The organism is Streptomyces sp. L7 (genome assembly GCF_050990935.1).
In the GTDB taxonomy this organism is placed as follows: Bacteria; Actinomycetota; Actinomycetes; order Actinomycetales; family Microbacteriaceae; genus Leifsonia.
This window is the reverse complement of record NZ_CP194644.1, coordinates 1,684,242-1,699,990: the sequence shown is the minus strand read 5'-3', so window position 1 is coordinate 1,699,990 and position 15,749 is coordinate 1,684,242. Positions and strand designations below refer to the sequence as shown.

At 72.7% G+C, this 15,749-nt stretch carries 17 protein-coding genes and 2 pseudogenes; 17 read left to right on the top strand and 2 right to left on the bottom strand.

Features of this window, described 5'->3' with window-relative positions:
- The 6 genes from ACR5MH_RS08665 to ACR5MH_RS08640 all read left to right on the top strand — a co-directional run bounded on the left by ACR5MH_RS08665 (position 1) and on the right by ACR5MH_RS08640 (position 4,842).
- Complete coding sequence (locus tag ACR5MH_RS08665) at positions 1-225, top strand: hypothetical protein (protein WP_431346864.1); 225 nt, start codon at positions 1-3, stop codon at positions 223-225.
- Positions 225-641 (top strand): VOC family protein, encoded by a 417-nt coding sequence (locus tag ACR5MH_RS08660; protein WP_431346863.1) that lies wholly within the window; start codon positions 225-227, stop codon positions 639-641. Before ACR5MH_RS08665 ends, ACR5MH_RS08660 begins: the two co-directional genes overlap by 1 nt.
- Before the next feature lie 102 nt (positions 642-743).
- Positions 744-1,832 (top strand): hypothetical protein, encoded by a 1,089-nt coding sequence (locus tag ACR5MH_RS08655; RefSeq protein ID WP_431346862.1) that lies wholly within the window; start codon positions 744-746, stop codon positions 1,830-1,832.
- 224 nt (positions 1,833-2,056) lie between these two features.
- Positions 2,057-3,127 carry an amidase gene (locus ACR5MH_RS08650; protein ID WP_433862501.1) on the top strand — a complete coding sequence of 357 codons (1,071 nt, stop codon included), beginning with the start codon at positions 2,057-2,059 and terminating at the stop codon, positions 3,125-3,127.
- On the top strand, positions 3,091-3,480 hold the full coding sequence (locus ACR5MH_RS08645) for an amidase family protein (protein ID WP_433862500.1): 390 nt from the start codon (positions 3,091-3,093) through the stop codon (positions 3,478-3,480). Before ACR5MH_RS08650 ends, ACR5MH_RS08645 begins: the two co-directional genes overlap by 37 nt.
- A 135-nt stretch (positions 3,481-3,615) precedes the next feature.
- Positions 3,616-4,842 carry a pyridoxal phosphate-dependent decarboxylase family protein gene (locus ACR5MH_RS08640; RefSeq protein WP_433862499.1) on the top strand — a complete coding sequence of 409 codons (1,227 nt, stop codon included), beginning with the start codon at positions 3,616-3,618 and terminating at the stop codon, positions 4,840-4,842.
- Positions 4,843-4,995: 153 nt separating this feature from the next.
- Here ACR5MH_RS08640 and ACR5MH_RS08635 read toward each other — a convergent pair.
- A pseudogene (locus tag ACR5MH_RS08635) lies at positions 4,996-6,731 on the bottom strand (gamma-glutamyltransferase family protein).
- Positions 6,732-6,846: 115 nt separating this feature from the next.
- On the opposite strand from ACR5MH_RS08635, the gene ACR5MH_RS08630 reads away from it, so the two are divergent.
- A complete protein-coding gene (locus ACR5MH_RS08630) occupies positions 6,847-7,542 on the top strand; it encodes a YoaK family protein (RefSeq protein WP_431346860.1) in 696 nt (231 codons plus the stop codon).
- A 112-nt stretch (positions 7,543-7,654) separates the two neighbouring features.
- Here ACR5MH_RS08630 and ACR5MH_RS08625 read toward each other — a convergent pair whose 3' ends face one another.
- A complete protein-coding gene (locus tag ACR5MH_RS08625) occupies positions 7,655-8,029 on the bottom strand; it encodes a DUF1844 domain-containing protein (RefSeq protein WP_431346859.1) in 375 nt (124 codons plus the stop codon).
- A gap of 284 nt (positions 8,030-8,313) precedes the next feature.
- On the opposite strand from ACR5MH_RS08625, the gene infC reads away from it, so the two are divergent.
- From infC to pheT, 10 genes and pseudogenes are all read left to right on the top strand, one after another.
- A complete protein-coding gene (infC, locus tag ACR5MH_RS08620) occupies positions 8,314-8,970 on the top strand; it encodes a translation initiation factor IF-3 (RefSeq protein WP_431349369.1) in 657 nt (218 codons plus the stop codon).
- Positions 8,970-9,164 carry a 50S ribosomal protein L35 gene (gene rpmI, locus ACR5MH_RS08615; protein WP_369960701.1) on the top strand — a complete coding sequence of 65 codons (195 nt, stop codon included), beginning with the start codon at positions 8,970-8,972 and terminating at the stop codon, positions 9,162-9,164. Before infC ends, rpmI begins: the two co-directional genes overlap by 1 nt.
- 37 nt (positions 9,165-9,201) lie before the next feature.
- Complete coding sequence (gene rplT, locus ACR5MH_RS08610; RefSeq protein WP_369960700.1) at positions 9,202-9,585, top strand: 50S ribosomal protein L20; 384 nt, start codon at positions 9,202-9,204, stop codon at positions 9,583-9,585.
- Positions 9,586-9,766: 181 nt separating this feature from the next.
- Positions 9,767-10,569, top strand: a pseudogene (locus ACR5MH_RS08605) (TrmH family RNA methyltransferase).
- A 46-nt stretch (positions 10,570-10,615) separates the two neighbouring features.
- Positions 10,616-10,972 carry an ArsR/SmtB family transcription factor gene (locus ACR5MH_RS08600; RefSeq protein ID WP_431346858.1) on the top strand — a complete coding sequence of 119 codons (357 nt, stop codon included), beginning with the start codon at positions 10,616-10,618 and terminating at the stop codon, positions 10,970-10,972.
- The gene (locus tag ACR5MH_RS08595; RefSeq protein WP_431346857.1) at positions 10,969-11,307 is read left to right on the top strand and encodes an SRPBCC family protein; all 339 of its coding nucleotides are present in this window, start codon (positions 10,969-10,971) and stop codon (positions 11,305-11,307) included. The genes ACR5MH_RS08600 and ACR5MH_RS08595 overlap by 4 nt, the downstream gene beginning before the upstream one ends.
- Positions 11,308-11,318: 11 nt before the next feature.
- Complete coding sequence (locus ACR5MH_RS08590) at positions 11,319-11,684, top strand: hypothetical protein (RefSeq protein ID WP_433862498.1); 366 nt, start codon at positions 11,319-11,321, stop codon at positions 11,682-11,684.
- On the top strand, positions 11,594-12,025 hold the full coding sequence (locus ACR5MH_RS08585; protein ID WP_433862497.1) for an SRPBCC domain-containing protein: 432 nt from the start codon (positions 11,594-11,596) through the stop codon (positions 12,023-12,025). The genes ACR5MH_RS08590 and ACR5MH_RS08585 overlap by 91 nt, the downstream gene beginning before the upstream one ends.
- 31 nt (positions 12,026-12,056) lie before the next feature.
- Positions 12,057-13,097, top strand: coding sequence for a phenylalanine--tRNA ligase subunit alpha (pheS, locus tag ACR5MH_RS08580; RefSeq protein WP_431346855.1), 1,041 nt, complete (start codon positions 12,057-12,059; stop codon positions 13,095-13,097).
- A complete protein-coding gene (gene pheT, locus ACR5MH_RS08575) occupies positions 13,097-15,640 on the top strand; it encodes a phenylalanine--tRNA ligase subunit beta (RefSeq protein ID WP_431346854.1) in 2,544 nt (847 codons plus the stop codon). Before pheS ends, pheT begins: the two co-directional genes overlap by 1 nt.
- The last annotated feature ends 109 nt before the right edge of the window (positions 15,641-15,749 follow it).

Here is a 15,749-nt window from a genome sequence, read left to right as displayed (position 1 = left end):
ATGCCGCTGCTGGAAGACCTGTCCGTCTACGAGGACGGCGACGTGTTCACCGTCTACGACCACTCCTACGAGGACGAGGACGCCGAGCCGGATCGCGGGAGGCTGCTCGGCACGGTCAGGCGCAGCGCTGATGGCGGCTATGTCCCGGACGGGCCCGGCGCGATCTTCGTGTGGGTGTCGCCCGCGCGCACGATCGACGACGCGCTCGCGGCGTTCGTCGGCTGATGGGCGACCGGTCACCGGTGCGGCAGCTGCGCATCGTGGTGGAGGCCGAGGACTACGACGAGGCGCTGGCGTTCTTCCGCGACGTGCTCGGGCTGCCCGAGCAGGCCGCCTACTCCGGCGACGGCGGAGCCCGGGTCGCCATCCTCGACGCGGGCCAGGCGACGCTGGAGCTGGCGAACCCGGCGCAGAAGGCGATGATCGACGACGTGGAGGTCGGCCGCCCGGTGGCGCCGCGCATCCGGCTGGCCTTCGAGGTGGACGACGGGCGAACCGTCACGGCGCGGCTGGTGGAGGCCGGGGCCGAGCTGATCGCGCCGCCGACCGTGACCCCGTGGAACTCGCTGAACGCGCGGTTGGCGACCCCGGCCGACCTCCAGGTGACGGTTTTCCAGGAGCTCGGCCAGGACGGCACATGACGATTCGGGCGTGCGCGGACGCGCGGCCTCGCCCGCGGCTCTATGATTCGATCACGCAGCGCCGACGGACGGCGCGCTGCAGTGGACGAGTCGGGGGATTCGATGAAGGTGGTTCTCGGTGCGGGGGTGGCCGCGCTCGTGCTGGTCGGGCTGCTGGGGTGCTCCGCGCCCACGTCGGGTGAGCCGACCCCAACCCCGCACCCGGTGACGCCGACGCCGACCGCGACCGACGCTTCGGCGCCGGTCCTCCGGGTGGCCACCACCTGCGACGACCTGCTTCCCGCCGCCTCCGCGGCGGCGGCCGCCGGAGGGGGCCTCCAGCCACGGGAGTGGGTGCCCTCCACGCGCAACCCGGTCCAGTACGGTGACCTGCGAGCGGGTGGGTTGACCTGCGAGTACCGCGGGCAGCTCGCCTCGGGCTCGACGTGGCTCGCCCCGGATGTGTTCGTCGGCGTGCTGCCCACGCTGGGTGCGAACGACACCTTCGGGGTGTTCGCGAACATCTCGGGAGTGACGGTCGACGGCGACCACTACTTCGGGTGCCCGGAGTACTCCGGCTCGACCGGCGCGTTCTGCGAGTTCGGCAGGATCGTGGGCGACTATCAGGTGATCGGCTCGGCGATGGTCCTGGATCGGTCCTCGTTGGACGAGGCGGCCGTGCGCAAGACCTTCGACGACGCAGCCGCGGTCGTGGGCAGTCTGGGCGCCCCCGCACCGCTGTGGCAGCCGTCGGGAGGAAGCCTGCGCGGCGTCACCTCCTCGGACGGTTTCCTCCCGCTCGATCGCATCGCCGCCGCGCTGGGGGTCGCCTCGGTGTACTCGCCGAAGTCCGAGGGCGGGGAGTACACGACGACGCGGCTGGCGTCCGCGCAGCTCAGCGGGTCCTTCTGGTCGGACTTCGTCGCCGAGCAGGGCTCGCAGAGCGTGAGCGCCGCCGTGCTGCCCGGCGGCGCGTCCTACTACGACGAACTGAAGCGCACGCCGGTGTCCGGCACGAGCGATGCCCAGTCGGTGGCCGGCCTCGGCGACGACGCCTACGTGTCCACCTTCCGGCTCGATCTGCCGGGCGGTCCAGGCAGCCCGGTCCAGTACCTCGACGTGAAGGTGAAAAACAGCTGGCTGCAGCTCTCGGGCGCGTCGGCCGCCGTGCTCGAGCAGCTCGCGCGCGAGATCATCGCGAACCTGTCCTGAGCCGGCTATGAGTCTGCTGCGGATCCGGGTCCGCGTCGCGGGGACGACCTAGGCTGACGTCGACGACATCGTCGGACGGCCCGCGTGGCGGGTCGGCCGAGTGAGGCCGATGGCACAAATCGTGGCCGGGAGCAGGGCTCCCGGCCACGTCCATGTCCGGCGCTCGGCCGAGGCCGCGCTGTTCAGGTCGAAGGCCGCGAACTCGAGGGCATAGCGTGGACCCCGTGGAACTCCATGAGATGACGGCGCTGGCGTTGTGGCAGGAACTGCAGGCGGGGAGGGTGTCGCCGCGGGAGCTGGCCTCCCACTACCTCGACCGCATCGAGCGGCTGAACCCGCAGCTTGGTGCGTTCGTCACGGTCACCCGCGAGCGCGCGCTGGAGCGGGCCGACGAGGTCTCCGCGCGCGTCCCGAAGACCGCACCGCTGTGGGGACTGCCGTCCGGCGACAAAGACTTGTGGCTGCGCGCAGGCGTCCCGGCGGGCTTCGGCTCGCGGGTGATGGCGGGCTTCGTCCCCGACCGCTCCGACGAGATCGTGGAGACCCTGGACGCCGCGGGGGCCGTGAGCCTGGGCAAGACCAACGCGCCGGAGTTCGGCCTCCCCGCCTACACCGAGTCGCTCGCGGCGCCGCCCGCCCGCAACCCGTGGAACCCCGAGCTCGGGGCCGGCGGGTCGAGCGGGGGCGCGGCCGTCGCGGTGGCGAGCGGGATGCTGCCGTTCGCGCCCGGCTCCGACGGCGGCGGGTCGGTGCGCATCCCCGCCGCCGCGTGCGGGTTGGTCGGCCTGAAGCCGTCGCGCGGGCTGGTGCCCGCGGGAAGCGGCATCGACTCGCTCGCCGGACTGGTCGTGGCCGGCCCGCTGGCCCGCACCACCGCGGACGCGGCGCTCCTGCTCGACGGGATGATCGCCAAGGCCGGCGGCCGCATCGACCACCACTTCACGCTGCGCGCGCCGTACGACGACGACGGACCCTTCCTCGGCACGGCGATCCGCGGCGAGGGCCGGTTCCAGCTCGGCGTGATGACGACCTCCGCGTGGGACGACGCCTACGACATCGTGGTCTCGCCGGAGGCCCGCTCTGCGCTCGACGCGGCGGTGGAGGCGTTCGCGGCGATGGGTCACGGGATCGAGGAGACCGCGCTCGCGCCCGACCCGACCTACGCCCCGGCATTCCGGACGATCTGGCAGGCGGGCGCGGCGCGCATCCCTGCCGAGGGGAGGCGCTCGACCTGCTGGAGCCGCTCACGGCATGGCTCGTGCAGCGCGGCCGGAGCATCCTCGCCCGCGAGCTGAGCGAGGCGCTGAGCGCGCTGACCGCGTACGAGCGCTCGTTCATCCGCCAGCTCGCGTCGTTCGATGCCGTGCTGACGCCGGCGCTCGCGCTCACGCCGCGGCCGATCGGCTGGTACGACCAGGAGGACGGGGAGCGCAACTTCGCGCAGCAGGTGCTGTACACGCCGTTCACCTCGATGCTGAACGTCACCGGCCTGCCGGCGATCACGCTGCCGGTCGCGCAGACGGCTGACGGCCTGCCGATGGGTGTGCAGCTCATCGGCCGCCCGGGCGGGGAGCGCACGCTGCTGTCCTTGGCGGCGCAGCTCGAACGCCGCCTCCACTGGGAGACCCGCCGCCCGCCCACCTGGTGACCGCCGCCCGCGTCGACAGCGGCGGAGCTCCGGCCGGCTCCGCCGTCCGTCCGCTCCGCTGACTGTTCCACACCGGCCCGTCGCCTCGGCCCTCCTCCGTTGTCGCCGGCCGTGGGCGAGGGCTACCCTGCCCGTGTGGACGATGCGTTCCGTCCCGTGCTCGGCGAGGCCGCCGGGCTGGCGGGGCGATGGCTGGACGGGGTGCGCGAGGGAGGCATCCCGCCGGCCGCCGACGTCGAGGCGGTCAAGGACGAGCTGGGCCGGCGGCTCCCCGAGCGCGGGCCGGCCGCCACGGAGGTGCTGACGCAGCTCGCGTCGGCCGTCGAGCCCGGGCTGATCCGGATGCACTCCCCGCGCTTCCACGGCTGGGTGATCGGCGGCGCGCAACCCGTCGCACTCGGCGCCGACTGGCTGGTCGCCGCCTGGGACCAGAACACCGCCCTGCGCGCGGTCACCCCCGGCGTGATCGCGGCGGAGGAGCTCGCCGCGGAGTGGATGCTCGACCTGCTCGGGCTCCCCGCGCAGGCTGAGGTCGGCTACGTGACCGGAGCGACCGTCGCGAACCTCGTCGGCCTGATCTGCGGACGCGACGAGACCCTGCGCCGCGCCGGCTGGGACGCGCGAGCCGACGGCCTGGCCGGAGGCCCGCGGGTGCGCCTGCTGGTCGGAGCCGAGCGGCACGGCTCGATCGACAGCGCGGCGATGCTGGCCGGCCTCGGCGCCGGACACTCGGTCGCCGCCGACGACCAAGGGCGGATCCGAGTCGACGCCCTCCGCGAGGCGCTCGCGGAGGGAGAGGGCCCTGCGCTGGTGTGCCTCCAGGCGGGCAACGTCCACTCGGGCGCGTTCGACCCGCTGGCCGATGCGATCGAGGTCGCGCACGCCGCGGGCGCATGGGTGCACGTCGACGGCGCGTTCGGGCTCTGGGCCGCGGCGGCTCCGCGCCTGCGGTATCTCACAGCGGGGCTCGAGGCCGCCGACTCCTGGGCGACAGACGCGCACAAGACGCTCAACGTCCCGTACGACAGCGGCGTCGCGATCGTCGCGCACCCGGAGGTGCTGCACGCCTCGATGGCGCAGCACGCGGCCTACCTCGCGGCGATGTCCGGCGCGTCGGATCCCGAAGACCGCGTCCCGGAGCTCAGTCGCCGCGCGCGCGGCGTGCCGGTGTACGCGACGCTGGCCCAGCTCGGCCGCGCGGGCGTGGCCGACCCCGTCCAGGGCCTGGCCGACGCGGCCGCGACGATCGCCGAGGGACTCGCGACCATCCCCGGAGCCCGCGTGCTCAACGATGTCGTGTACACGCAGGTCTGCGCCGCGTTCGGCGACGACGACCGGACGCGCCGGGTGGGGAGGCGCTGAGGGAAGGCGGGGTCGCGCTGGCGTCGCCGTCCGAGTGGCACGGGAAAGCGGTGCTCCGGTTCTCGGTCAGCAACTGGCTCACCGACCGCGTGGAGGCCGGGCGCACCGTGGAGGCGGTGCGGGAGGCCGCAGCGGCGGCCGGGTAGAGCTCTCCTACCGTCCCGCCGCGTACCCCTGCATCCCACGCGGGTTGGCGGCCGCGGAGAGCACCCCGGTCTCGGGGTCCCGCCCCACCGACGACAGCCGGCCGAGCGTCCATCCGCCGGCCCGCGTCACGATGTGGCCGCGCGCCTCCAGTCCGGCGATGACCTCCTCGCCGAGCCGCGACTCCACGACGGCGCCTGCCGGCACCCAGGTGCGCGGCCAGAACGACTCCGCCAGCGAGGTCGTGTGCAGCGCGGGCGCGTCGATCGCCTGCTGGGGCGTGTAGCCGCCGACGAGCGTGCGCAGCAGGTAGAGGAGCTGCCACTGGTCCTGCTGGTCGCCGCCCGGCGAGCCGAGCGCGGTCACCGGCACGCCGTCGCGCAGCACGAGCGTGGGGGTGAGGGTCGTCCGCGGGCGCTTGCCGGGCTGCAGGGTGGAGGCCGAGCCCTCCTCCAGCCAGGTCATCTGCAGGCGCGTGCCGAGGCAGAAGCCGAGCGCGGGGACGGTCGGCGACGACTGCAGCCAGCCGCCGGAGGGCGTCGCGGAGACGATGTTGCCCCAGCGGTCCACGACGTCGAGGTGGCAGGTGTCGCCGCGGGTGGTCCCGTCGCGTGCCACGGTGGGCTCGCCGACGCCGGCGATGGCGTCGGCCAGCGGCGGCTCGTACACGGTGCGCAGCGGCGGGATGAACGGCTCGGCACCCGTAATGCGGCCCGGGCGGAACTCGGCCGACGCCCGGTCTCCGATCAGGGCGCGGCGCGCGGCGATGTAGTCCGGCGCCAGCAACTCCCCGAGCGGCACGCGTGCGTCGCCGAAGTAGGCGTCGCGGTCGGCGTAGGCGAGCTTCTGCGCCTCCAGGATGGTGTGCGCACCGAGCTCCGTCGACGGGTCGAGGCGCTCGTCGTCGAAGCCGTCGAGGATGGCCAGCGTCTCCAGCAGCGCGGGCCCCTGCCCCCAGGCGCCGGTCTTCGCGATCGTGTGCCCGCGGAACTCCAGCGTCGTCGCCGGCTCGTACCCGGCGCGGAACGCGGCGAAGTCCGACTCCGCGATCACGCCCGCGTGGTCGGTGCCGGGGAGTGCCGGTGCGGGATGCGCGCGAACGCGGACGCCTCCCGGGCCACCAGCCCGGTCGCCCACTCGGTGCGGGCGGCCTCCACCCGTTCCTCGCGCGTCGCGTCCGAGTCGCCCGCCGCGATCAGTCCGCGCAGCACACGTGCGTAGGCCGGGTTGCGGATCAGCTCGCCGGCCTCAGGGACTCGGTCCCCCGGCATCCAGTGCTCGGCCGAGGTGGGCCAGTGCTCGGCGAACAGCCCGGAGACGGTGCGGATCGTCGTGCACACCCGCTCCAGCACGGGATGGCCGTCCCCGGCGTACCCGATCGCGAAGGCGAGGACGTCGGCGAGCTCCCAGGTGCCGTGGTCCTTCAGCAGCAGCAGCCAGGCGTCGACCGCACCCGGCACCGCCGCCGCGAGGGCGCCGGCGCCGGGGACGAGCTCCAGCCCCTCGGCGAGGTAATGCTCGCGCGTCGCGCCCGCCGGGGCGGGACCCTGCCCGGCGAGCACGACCGGGGCCGGGTCCTCGGCCGTGGCGAACAGCGCCACCAGGTCGCCGCCCGGGCCGTTCAGGTGCGGCTCCACCACGTGCAGCACGAACGCCGCGGCGACCGCGGCGTCGAACGCGTTCCCGCCGCGCTCCAGGACGGCCTGCGCGCTCGCCGTCGCCAGCCAGTGCGTGGAGGCCGACATCCCGAAGGTGCCGGTGAGGGTGGGGCGGGAGGTGACGGCGGGGGAGGCGTGAACGTCATGCACTCCATCCTGCACCGCCGCCGGCGCGGGTCCGTCTCGAATAGGGTGGACCTCCGTGTCGCTCACTCACCGTCTGGGCCGCGCCGACGCCGATCGGCTGCACCTGGCCCTCATGCTCGCCCTCACGTTCTCGACCGGCGTCGTCGACGCCACCGGCTACCTCGGCCTCGACCGGGTCTTCACGGGCAACATGACCGGCAACGTGGTCCTGCTCGGGATGGCGCTGACCGGGACCACGAACCTCCCGATCCTCCGGCCGTTGCTGGCGCTCGGAGCGTTCTTCGGGGGCGCCGTGGTCGGCAGCAGGCTCGTGCGCCGAGACGACGGGTGGTCGGGTCGCGTGACGGCGACGCTGTGGGTGATCGCCGGGCTCCTGACCGCGATCGCCGCGCTGCTGGCGTTCGCGCTGCACCTCGACCCGCAGCTGGTCGGTACCGTCGCCACCTCAGCGCTCGGCTTCGCGATGGGCATGCAGGCGGCGCTGGCGCGCCGGGTGAAGGTGGCCGACGTCACGACCGTGGTGGTGACCTCGACGCTGACCGGCCTCGCCGCCGACAGCCGGCTGGCCGGCGGGAACGGCTCGCTCTGGGTGCGACGCGCGCTCGCCGTGCTGCTCATCACCGCGGGGGCGGCAGCGGGCGCGCTCGCGCTGCTCGTGCACGTGTCGCTCGGGGTGCTGCTCTCGGCCGCGATCACCATCGCGGTCGCCTCCCTCGGCCACACCGGGCACCGTGCGCGCGGTGCGGCATAGCGCCGACATTCGTGCCGAATGTCGCCTCTGGCGGCGCCAAACGCGACATTCGTGCGGAAATGCGGCCACGGCCGGCGGCGTCCATCAGGCGGCGTCCATCAGGCGGCGTCCATCAGTTGACCGGCCCGGTGTACTTCTCGCCCGGCCCCTTGCCGATCTCGTCCGGGAACGGGGACGCCTCGCGGAACGCGAGCTGCAGCGAGCGGAGGCCGTCGCGCAGGCTGCGCGCGTGCTGGTCGCCGAGGTGGGCGGCGCTGGCCGTCACCAGGCCGGCGAGGGCGTCGATCAGCTTGCGGGCCTCGTCCAGATCCGTCTGGTGCTCCGGGTCGTCGGCCAGGCCGACCTTCACCGCGGCGGCGCTCATCAGGTGCACGGCGGTGGTCGTGATGACCTCGACGGCGGGCACCTCGGCGATGTCGCGCGTGGCTCCCGCGATGGCCTCGTCCTCGTGCAGGTGACCGTCGGAGATGGGGGATGTGTCGCTCACTGCTTTCCTCTGTTAGAATCGTTCGGGCTCCGGGGCATCTGCCTCGGGACGAAAGTGGAGATTCCTCCCACCCGCGCTTGACCGCTTTACAGGTTACCGGGTCGTTGCACTCCGCCGACGTGCGTCAGCACGGCGGTAGTCAGGGTGCTGCACCAGCCCTGCGAACCGAATCCTTCGGGAAAATCGGGCCGTGGGGCTGCGCTGGTGCGTGGAATCCCCGCTTTCTCCGAACCGTCGAACGACGGCCCGAGCACTCGAAGCATCGCTCATCAGAGGAGACTGACATCAGCGAACCCCGTACGAATGACCGTATCCGCGTCCCCGAAGTTCGACTCGTCGGCCCCAGCGGAGAGCAGGTCGGCGTCGTCAAGATCGAGGTCGCCATCCGACTCGCGCAGGAGGCGGATCTCGACCTGGTCGAGGTCGCGCCCAATTCCAAGCCGCCGGTCGCGAAGATCATGGACTACGGCAAGTTCAAGTACGAGGCTGCGCAGAAGGCCAAGGAGGCCCGGCGCAACCAGGCGAACACCATCCTCAAAGAGGTGCGGTTCCGCCTCAAGATCGACAAGCACGACTACGAGACCAAGCGCAAGCGCGCCGAGGGCTTCCTGAAGTCCGGCGACAAGGTGAAGGCCATGATCCTGTTCCGCGGCCGCGAGCAGTCGCGTCCGGACCAGGGCGTCCGCCTCCTGCAGCGCTTCGCGGAGGACGTCGCCGAATTCGGCCAGGTCGAGTCGAACCCGACCATCGACGGCCGCAACATGGTGATGATCATCAGCCCGCTCAAGAACAAGTCCGAGGCCAAGGCCGAGGCCAACGCAGTACGTGCCGCTTCCAAGGCGCGCGCCCAGGGGCGCGACCAGGAGGCGGTTGCTGAGACAGCCGACGCTGCTCAGTCCGAAGAGAGTTCGCCCGCCCAGGCGACGAACGAGGAGAAGTAATGCCCAAGCAGAAGTCCCACTCCGGCGCCAAGAAGCGCTTCAAGATCACCGGCACCGGCAAGGTCATGAAGCAGCAGGCCGGTATGCGCCACAACCTGGAGGTCAAGTCCAGCGACCGCAAGCGTCGCCTCAACCAGGAGCAGGTCGTTCCCGAGGTGGACGCCAAGGTCATCCGCCGGATGCTCGGCAAGTAACCCTCCTCCCCGACACGCACGTAAGGAAAATCGACTAATGGCAAGAGTGAAGAGGGCTGTCAACGCCCACAAGAAGCGTCGGGTCATCCTCGAGCGCGCCGAGGGCTACCGCGGTCAGCGGTCGCGCCTCTACCGCAAGGCGAAGGAGCAGGTCACCCACTCGCTCGTCTACTCGTACCGCGACCGCCGCCAGAAGAAGGGCGACTTCCGCCGCCTCTGGATCCAGCGGATCAACGCCGCGAGCCGCGCGAACGGCCTCACCTACAACCGTCTGATCCAGGGCCTGGGCCTGGCGGGCGTCGAGGTCGACCGTCGCATCCTCGCCGAGCTGGCCGTGAACGAGCCCGCGACCTTCGCGGCCCTCGTCGAGACGGCGAAGAAGGCCCTCCCGGCCGACACCTCGGCCCCGAAGGCCGCGTAAGCAGCGCACCACGCCTCTCGAACGGCCCGGCCGACCTCGCGTCGACCGGGCCGTTCGGCGTTCCCCGCCTCGTCGCCATTTCCGGAGATCGCCGCCTCCCGCCCGGAATCTCCGGAGTTGTCGCAACTTCGGAGCGTGCCGGAGCTACGGCTACCGGAGTGGCCGCCGATAAGCTGAGCGCATGCTTGACAACCCGCGCTCACCGCGCGTCCGCGCCGTTGCGAAGCTGGCGAAACGTCCCGCCCGCGCCGAGACCGGGCTGTTCCTTCTCGAAGGGCCGCAGGCGGTCTCCGAGGCGCTCACCTACCGTCCCGAGCTCGTCGTCGAGCTGTACGCGACGCCGACCGCGCTGGAGCGCTATCAGGACATCGCGCAGACGGCGGTGGAGGCCGGCGTCGACGTCGAGTTCGTCACGGAGCACGTGCTCGACACGATGGCCGACACCGTCACCCCGCAGGGCTTCGTCGCCGTGTGCCGGCAGCTCCCGACCTCCATCCGCGACATCTTCGCCGACGAGCCGCGGCTGGTGGCGATCCTGGAGGAGGTGCGCGATCCCGGCAACGCGGGCACGATCATCCGCGCCGCCGACTCTGCGGGCGCCGACGCCGTGGTCCTCACCGGCCGAACCGTCGACCTCTACAATCCCAAGGTCGTGCGCTCCACGACGGGGTCGCTGTTCCACGTGCCGGTCGCGGTCGGCGCCGACCTCGCCGATGTCGTCGGCCGCGCGCACACCGCCGGCCTGCAGGTGCTGGCCGCCGACATCAAGGGGAGGACCTCCTCGCCGCGCGTCAGGAGGGCCAGCTCGCCCGGCCGACCGCGTGGGTGTTCGGCAACGAGGCACACGGGCTCGCCGACGACCTGCTCGGGCTGGTGGACCGGGTGGTGACGGTCCCGATCTACGGCCGCGCCGAGTCGATGAACCTCGCGACGGCGGCGTCGGTCTGCTTGTACGAATCGGCGTTCGCACAGCGCTCGGAGTGATCGATAAGCCTTGCGTTATATAACGCGGGCTTGATAGGTTGGCCGCATGGACGGTCTGGAGGCGGTGGGCGACCCCGTGCGGCGGCGCTTCGTGGAGTTGCTCGCGCGCGGCGAGCGCACGGCCGGCGAGCTCGCGACGCTCGCAGCCGACGAGTTCGGGATCACACAGCCGGCGGCGTCCCGGCACCTGCGGGTGCTGCGCGAGGCGGGCGTCGTGGCGTCCCGGGTGGAGGGCCAGCGCCGCGTCTACGCGCTGGAGCCCGCCGGGCTGGAGGAGGCAGCCGCCTGGTTCGACGGGCTCGCGGCATTCTGGGAGCAGCGGCTCGACGCGCTCGGCACCGAGCTGGTGCGCGGCCGCACTCGCAGCACGAGCATCCACCACACCGGAAAGGCCGCCTCATGACCCTGTGGGGAGAGCTCGCCCTCGACGGCCCGCGCCGCTCGGTCACGGTCGAGCGGGAGTACCCGGCGACCGCGGGCGACCTGTGGGCCGCGCTCACCGAGCCCGAGCGGTTGGCCCGCTGGATCGGCCGCTACGAGCAGACGTCCGACGGCTTCCGTCTCGCGATGGGCGGCCCCGACGCGGATGCCGTGGTCGACGGCCGCGTGCTGGCCTGCGAGCCCGAGCGGCGCCTCGTGGTGACCTGGCGCTTCCGCGGCGCCGGCCAGGTCGAGGCGCCGACCGAGCTGGAGGCCGTCATCCAGCCGGCGGGGAGGGCCGCGTCCTCCTCACGCTGACCCACCGGCGCGTGCAGGCGGTCACCGCCTCCGTGTACGGGGCCGGCTGGCAGGACGTCCTCACCCACCTGGCTCGAGAGCTCGGCGCGGAGGCGTCGCCGCAGGAGCACGACGGCTACCTCGGCGAGGCCGCCGATCCGGCCGCGTTCGACGCCGCGCTCGGCGAGTACCGCAGCGCGGAGGCGTCGCTCGTCGCCGCCACGATGACGCGGGAGGGGAGCGCTCGGCGGTGTCGCTCCAGCGCCTCCTCGATGCGCCCGTCGACGACGTCTGGGACGCCCTCACCGTGCCCGACCGCGTTGGCCGCTGGCTGTGGCCGGTCGTGGAGTGGCCCGACGATCCCGCGCGCGAGCGCCGGCTGCGGCTCGGCGACGTGATGCGGCTCGGCGACGAGAACGTGGAGGGAGCCGTCCAGGTCCTGGAGGTGTTGCAGCTCGAAGATCGCGCGCATCTCCGCTTCACCTGGGGCGACGCCGCGGTGAGCATCCGCCTCACGGAGACCGGCGACGGCACGCTGCTGTCGCTCGAGCAAGACGGAGTGAAGGATGCCAAGACTTGGGATAGGCGCAGTGGCGCCGGGCGGCTGCGCTCGGCGCCCGACTTCGCGGCGGGCTGGCACCAGCTGATCGATCAGCTCACCCTGCTCCTCGCCGGACTGACCGTCCCGGCTCCCGACCGGCTGTGGGAGGCCGCATACCTGGTGTACTCGGCGCAGTAGCCCCGTCGTCCACCGACTAAACTGGGGAACCGTGTCTGAAACCACAGAAATCACCGAGGCGACCGTCGACGCGGCCGTCGCCGCGGCGCTCGCCGCGATCGACGCCGCCGGCACCTCGGACGCGCTGAAGGCCGTCCGCCACGACCACACCGCGGAGGGGTCCCCGCTCGCGCGGCTGAACGCCGCCATCCGCTCGCTCCCCGGCGATCGGAAGGCCGCGGCCGGCAAGCTCGTCGGCGGCGCCCGCGGTCGTGTGAACCAGGCGTTCGCCGCGAAGGAGGCCGTGATCGCGGCCGAGGAGGACGCCGCCCGGCTCGCCGCCGAGGCCGTGGACGTCACCGCCCTCCCGACCCGCTGGACGCCCGGCGCCCGCCACCCGCTCAGCCTCCTGCAGGAGCGCATCGCCGACATCTTCGTCGGAATGGGCTGGGAGGTCGCGGAGGGCCCCGAGCTGGAGAGCGAGTGGTACAACTTCGACGCGCTCAACTTCGACGCCGACCACCCCGCGCGCGCGATGCAGGACACCTTCTTCGTCGAGCCGACGAACGCGCACCTCGTGCTGCGCACGCACACCTCGCCGGTGCAGCTCCGCGCCCTCCTCGGCAACGAACTGCCGGTCTACCGGATCGCACCGGGCCGGGTGTTCCGCACCGACGAGTTCGATGCGACCCACCTGCCCGTGTTCACCCAGACCGAGGGCATCGCCGTCGACAAGGGCCTGACGATGGCGCACCTGCGCGGTACGCTCGACCACTTCGCCAAGACGCTGTTCGGCGAGGGCGCCCGCGTGCGCCTGCGTCCCAACTACTTCCCGTTCACCGAGCCGAGCGCCGAGCTCGACCTCTGGCACCCCACGTTCAAGGGCGGCGCCCGCTGGATCGAGTGGGGTGGCTGCGGCATGGTGAACCCGAACGTGCTCCGCTCGGCGGGCATCGACCCCGAGGTGTATTCCGGCTTCGCGTTCGGGATGGGTGTCGAGCGGGCGCTGATGTTCCGCAACGACGTCAAAGACATGCGCGACATGGCCGAGGGCGATGTCCGGTTCTCTCAGCAGTTCGGAATGGTGGTCTGATGCGCGTCCCCCTGAGTTGGCTCGGCGAGTACGTCGACCTGGAGCCCGGCACCACGGCCGAGGAGGTCCACGCCGCGCTCGTGTCCGTCGGCCTCGAGGAGGAGGACGTCCACACCTTCGAGATCACCGGTCCGGTGGTCGTCGGCCAGGTGCTGGACTTCGTGGAGGAGCCGCAGAGCAACGGCAAGACCATCCGCTGGTGCCAGGTCCGCGTCGCGCCCGACGGCCGGAAGGCAGCCGACGGTGGCGACGCCGTCCACGGCATCGTCTGCGGCGCACGGAACTTCCTGCTCGGCGACAAGGTCGTGGTGACCCTGCCCGGCTCCGTGCTGCCCGGCCCGTTCCCGATCGCCGCCCGCAAGACCTACGGCCACGTCTCGGACGGCATGATCGCCTCCGCGCGCGAGCTCGGCCTCGGCGACGACCACGAGGGCATCCTGCGGCTGTCGACGCTCGGCCTCGACCCGGAGGTCGGCACCGACGCGATCTCGCTGCTCGGTCTGGACGACACCGCCGTGGAGGTCAACGTCACCCCCGACCGCGGCTACGCGTTCTCGATCCGCGGCATCGCGCGCGAGTACTCGCACGCGACGGGCGCGGCCTTCCGCGACCCGGCCGAGGCGGTGCGCGTGCACTCCGCGGGTGCGCACGCGCACGGCTTCAGCGTGACCATCGACGACCGTGCGCCGATCCGCGGGCGCGTCGGCGCCACGGTCTTCGTGACGCGCGTCGTCCGCGACGTCGACGGCAGCCGGCCGACCCCGCCCTGGATGGTGGCGCGGCTCAAGCTCGCCGGCATCCGCTCGATCTCGCTCATCGTGGACATCACCAACTATGTGATGCTCGAGCTCGGCCAGCCGATCCACGGCTACGACCTCGACAAGCTGTCCGGCGGCATCGTCGTGCGCCGCGCCCACCCGGGCGAGATGCTCGTGACCCTGGACGACCAGACCAGGACGCTCGACGAAGAGGACCTCCTCATCACCGACGACTCCGGCGCGATCGGCCTCGCCGGCGTGATGGGCGGCGCGTCCACCGAGATCGGCGCGGGCACGAGCAACGTCCTGGTGGAGGCCGCCAACTTCGACCCGGTGTCCATCGCTCGCACGGCTCGTCGGCACAAGCTGCCGAGCGAGGCCTCGAAGCGTTTCGAGCGCGGCGTCGACCCGCGCGTCGCCGTCGCGGCGGCGGCGCGCGTCGTGCAGCTCCTGGAGCAGCTCGCCGGCGGTCACGCGGACGAGCTCGGCTCGCTGCTCGACACGGCGGGGGAGGCCGAGCCGATCCGCCTGCCGAACGACTACATCCCGAACCTGATCGGCGTGGAGTTCACCGATGACGAGGTGCGCGGCGCGCTCGCCGAGATCGGGGGCACCGTCAGCGGAGGTGCCGACGGCCTGCTGGTCGTGCCGCCGAGCTGGCGTCCCGACCTGCGCGACAAGTCCGACCTGGCCGAGGAGGTCGCCCGCATCGTCGGGTTCGACCGCATCCCGTCCGTGCTGCCTGTCGCGCCTCCCGGACGTGGCCTGACGCGCGCGCAGAAGCTGCGCCGCGCCGTCGCCCAGATGCTCGCCGACAACGGCGCGACCGAGGTGCTCGCCTTCCCGTTCGTCTCGGAGGCGCAGAACGACCTGTTCGGCTCGCCCGAGGCCGGCCCGGTGCCCGCGGTGCGCCTGGCGAACGCGCTCGACGCGACCGCCCCGTACCTGCGCACGTCGCTGCTACCAGGCCTGATCGACGTGGCCAAGCGCAACCTGGCGCGCGGTCTGGTCGACCTGCGGATCTACGAGCTCGGAACGGTGTTCCTGCCGAGCGGCGCTCCGCTCGGCAGCGAGGAGCTGCCGCTCGGCGCCGCCCTTCCGGGCGACGACGTGCTCGCCGGCCTGAACGCGGGCATCCCCGCGCAGCCGCGCCACCTCGCCGGCCTGATCGTCGGCCACGCGGTCGAGAAGCAGCCGGGCCAGGCTCCGGTCGCCGTCGGCGTCGCCGACGCGCTCACCGCGGTCCAGCAGACCGCGACCGCCGTCGGTGTTCGGGTCGAACCGGTGCAGAGCCGCCACCAGGCGCTCCACCCGGGACGCACGGCCCAGCTCGTGGCGCACGCCGCGGACGGCACGCGCGTCACGGTCGGCTACGCCGGAGAGCTGCTGCCCGCCATCGCGGAAGACCTCGACCTCCCGCGCGTCGTGGCCGTCTACGAGCTCGACCTGGACGCCCTCATCGACGTGGCCCCCGCCGATATCGTCGCGGGCGTCATCGCCGGCTTCCCTGCGGCGACGCAGGACCTCTCGCTCGTCGTGCGCGACGAGGTCGCGGCGGGCGAGCTGCTCGACGCGGTGCGGGAGGGAGCCGGCGCGCTCCTGGAGGACATCCGCCTGGTCGACGACTACCGCGGCGCCGGCCTCCCGGCCGGCCACAAGAGCCTCACCTTCGCGCTGCGCTTCCGCGCCGACGACCGCACCCTCACCGCGGCGGAGGCCAGCGAGGCGAAGCTCGCCGGCGCCGCCCGCGCCGACGAGCTCTTCGGCGCCCACCTCCGCGAATAGGTGTGCACATTCGTCACGAATGTGGACTTTGGCGGCGCCAAACGCGACATTCGGCACGAATCGTGTTGCCGCGGGCGCTGTGTGACGGGGGCGATTTGGTGACGGGCCG

What these genes read in the sequence shown, in the direction of transcription:
- ACR5MH_RS08600 (WP_431346858.1), top strand. Translation starts at nt 10,616, where the DNA reads ATGGACGGTCTGGAGGCGGTGGGCGACCCCGTGCGGCGGCGCTTCGTG.
- rpmI (WP_369960701.1), top strand. Translation starts at nt 8,970, where the DNA reads ATGCCCAAGCAGAAGTCCCACTCCGGCGCCAAGAAGCGCTTCAAGATC.
- ACR5MH_RS08660 (WP_431346863.1), top strand. Translation starts at nt 225, where the DNA reads ATGGGCGACCGGTCACCGGTGCGGCAGCTGCGCATCGTGGTGGAGGCC.
- ACR5MH_RS08655 (WP_431346862.1), top strand. Translation starts at nt 744, where the DNA reads ATGAAGGTGGTTCTCGGTGCGGGGGTGGCCGCGCTCGTGCTGGTCGGG.
- ACR5MH_RS08665 (WP_431346864.1), top strand. Translation starts at nt 1, where the DNA reads ATGCCGCTGCTGGAAGACCTGTCCGTCTACGAGGACGGCGACGTGTTC.
- pheT (WP_431346854.1), top strand. Translation starts at nt 13,097, where the DNA reads ATGCGCGTCCCCCTGAGTTGGCTCGGCGAGTACGTCGACCTGGAGCCC.
- rplT (WP_369960700.1), top strand. Translation starts at nt 9,202, where the DNA reads ATGGCAAGAGTGAAGAGGGCTGTCAACGCCCACAAGAAGCGTCGGGTC.
- ACR5MH_RS08595 (WP_431346857.1), top strand. Translation starts at nt 10,969, where the DNA reads ATGACCCTGTGGGGAGAGCTCGCCCTCGACGGCCCGCGCCGCTCGGTC.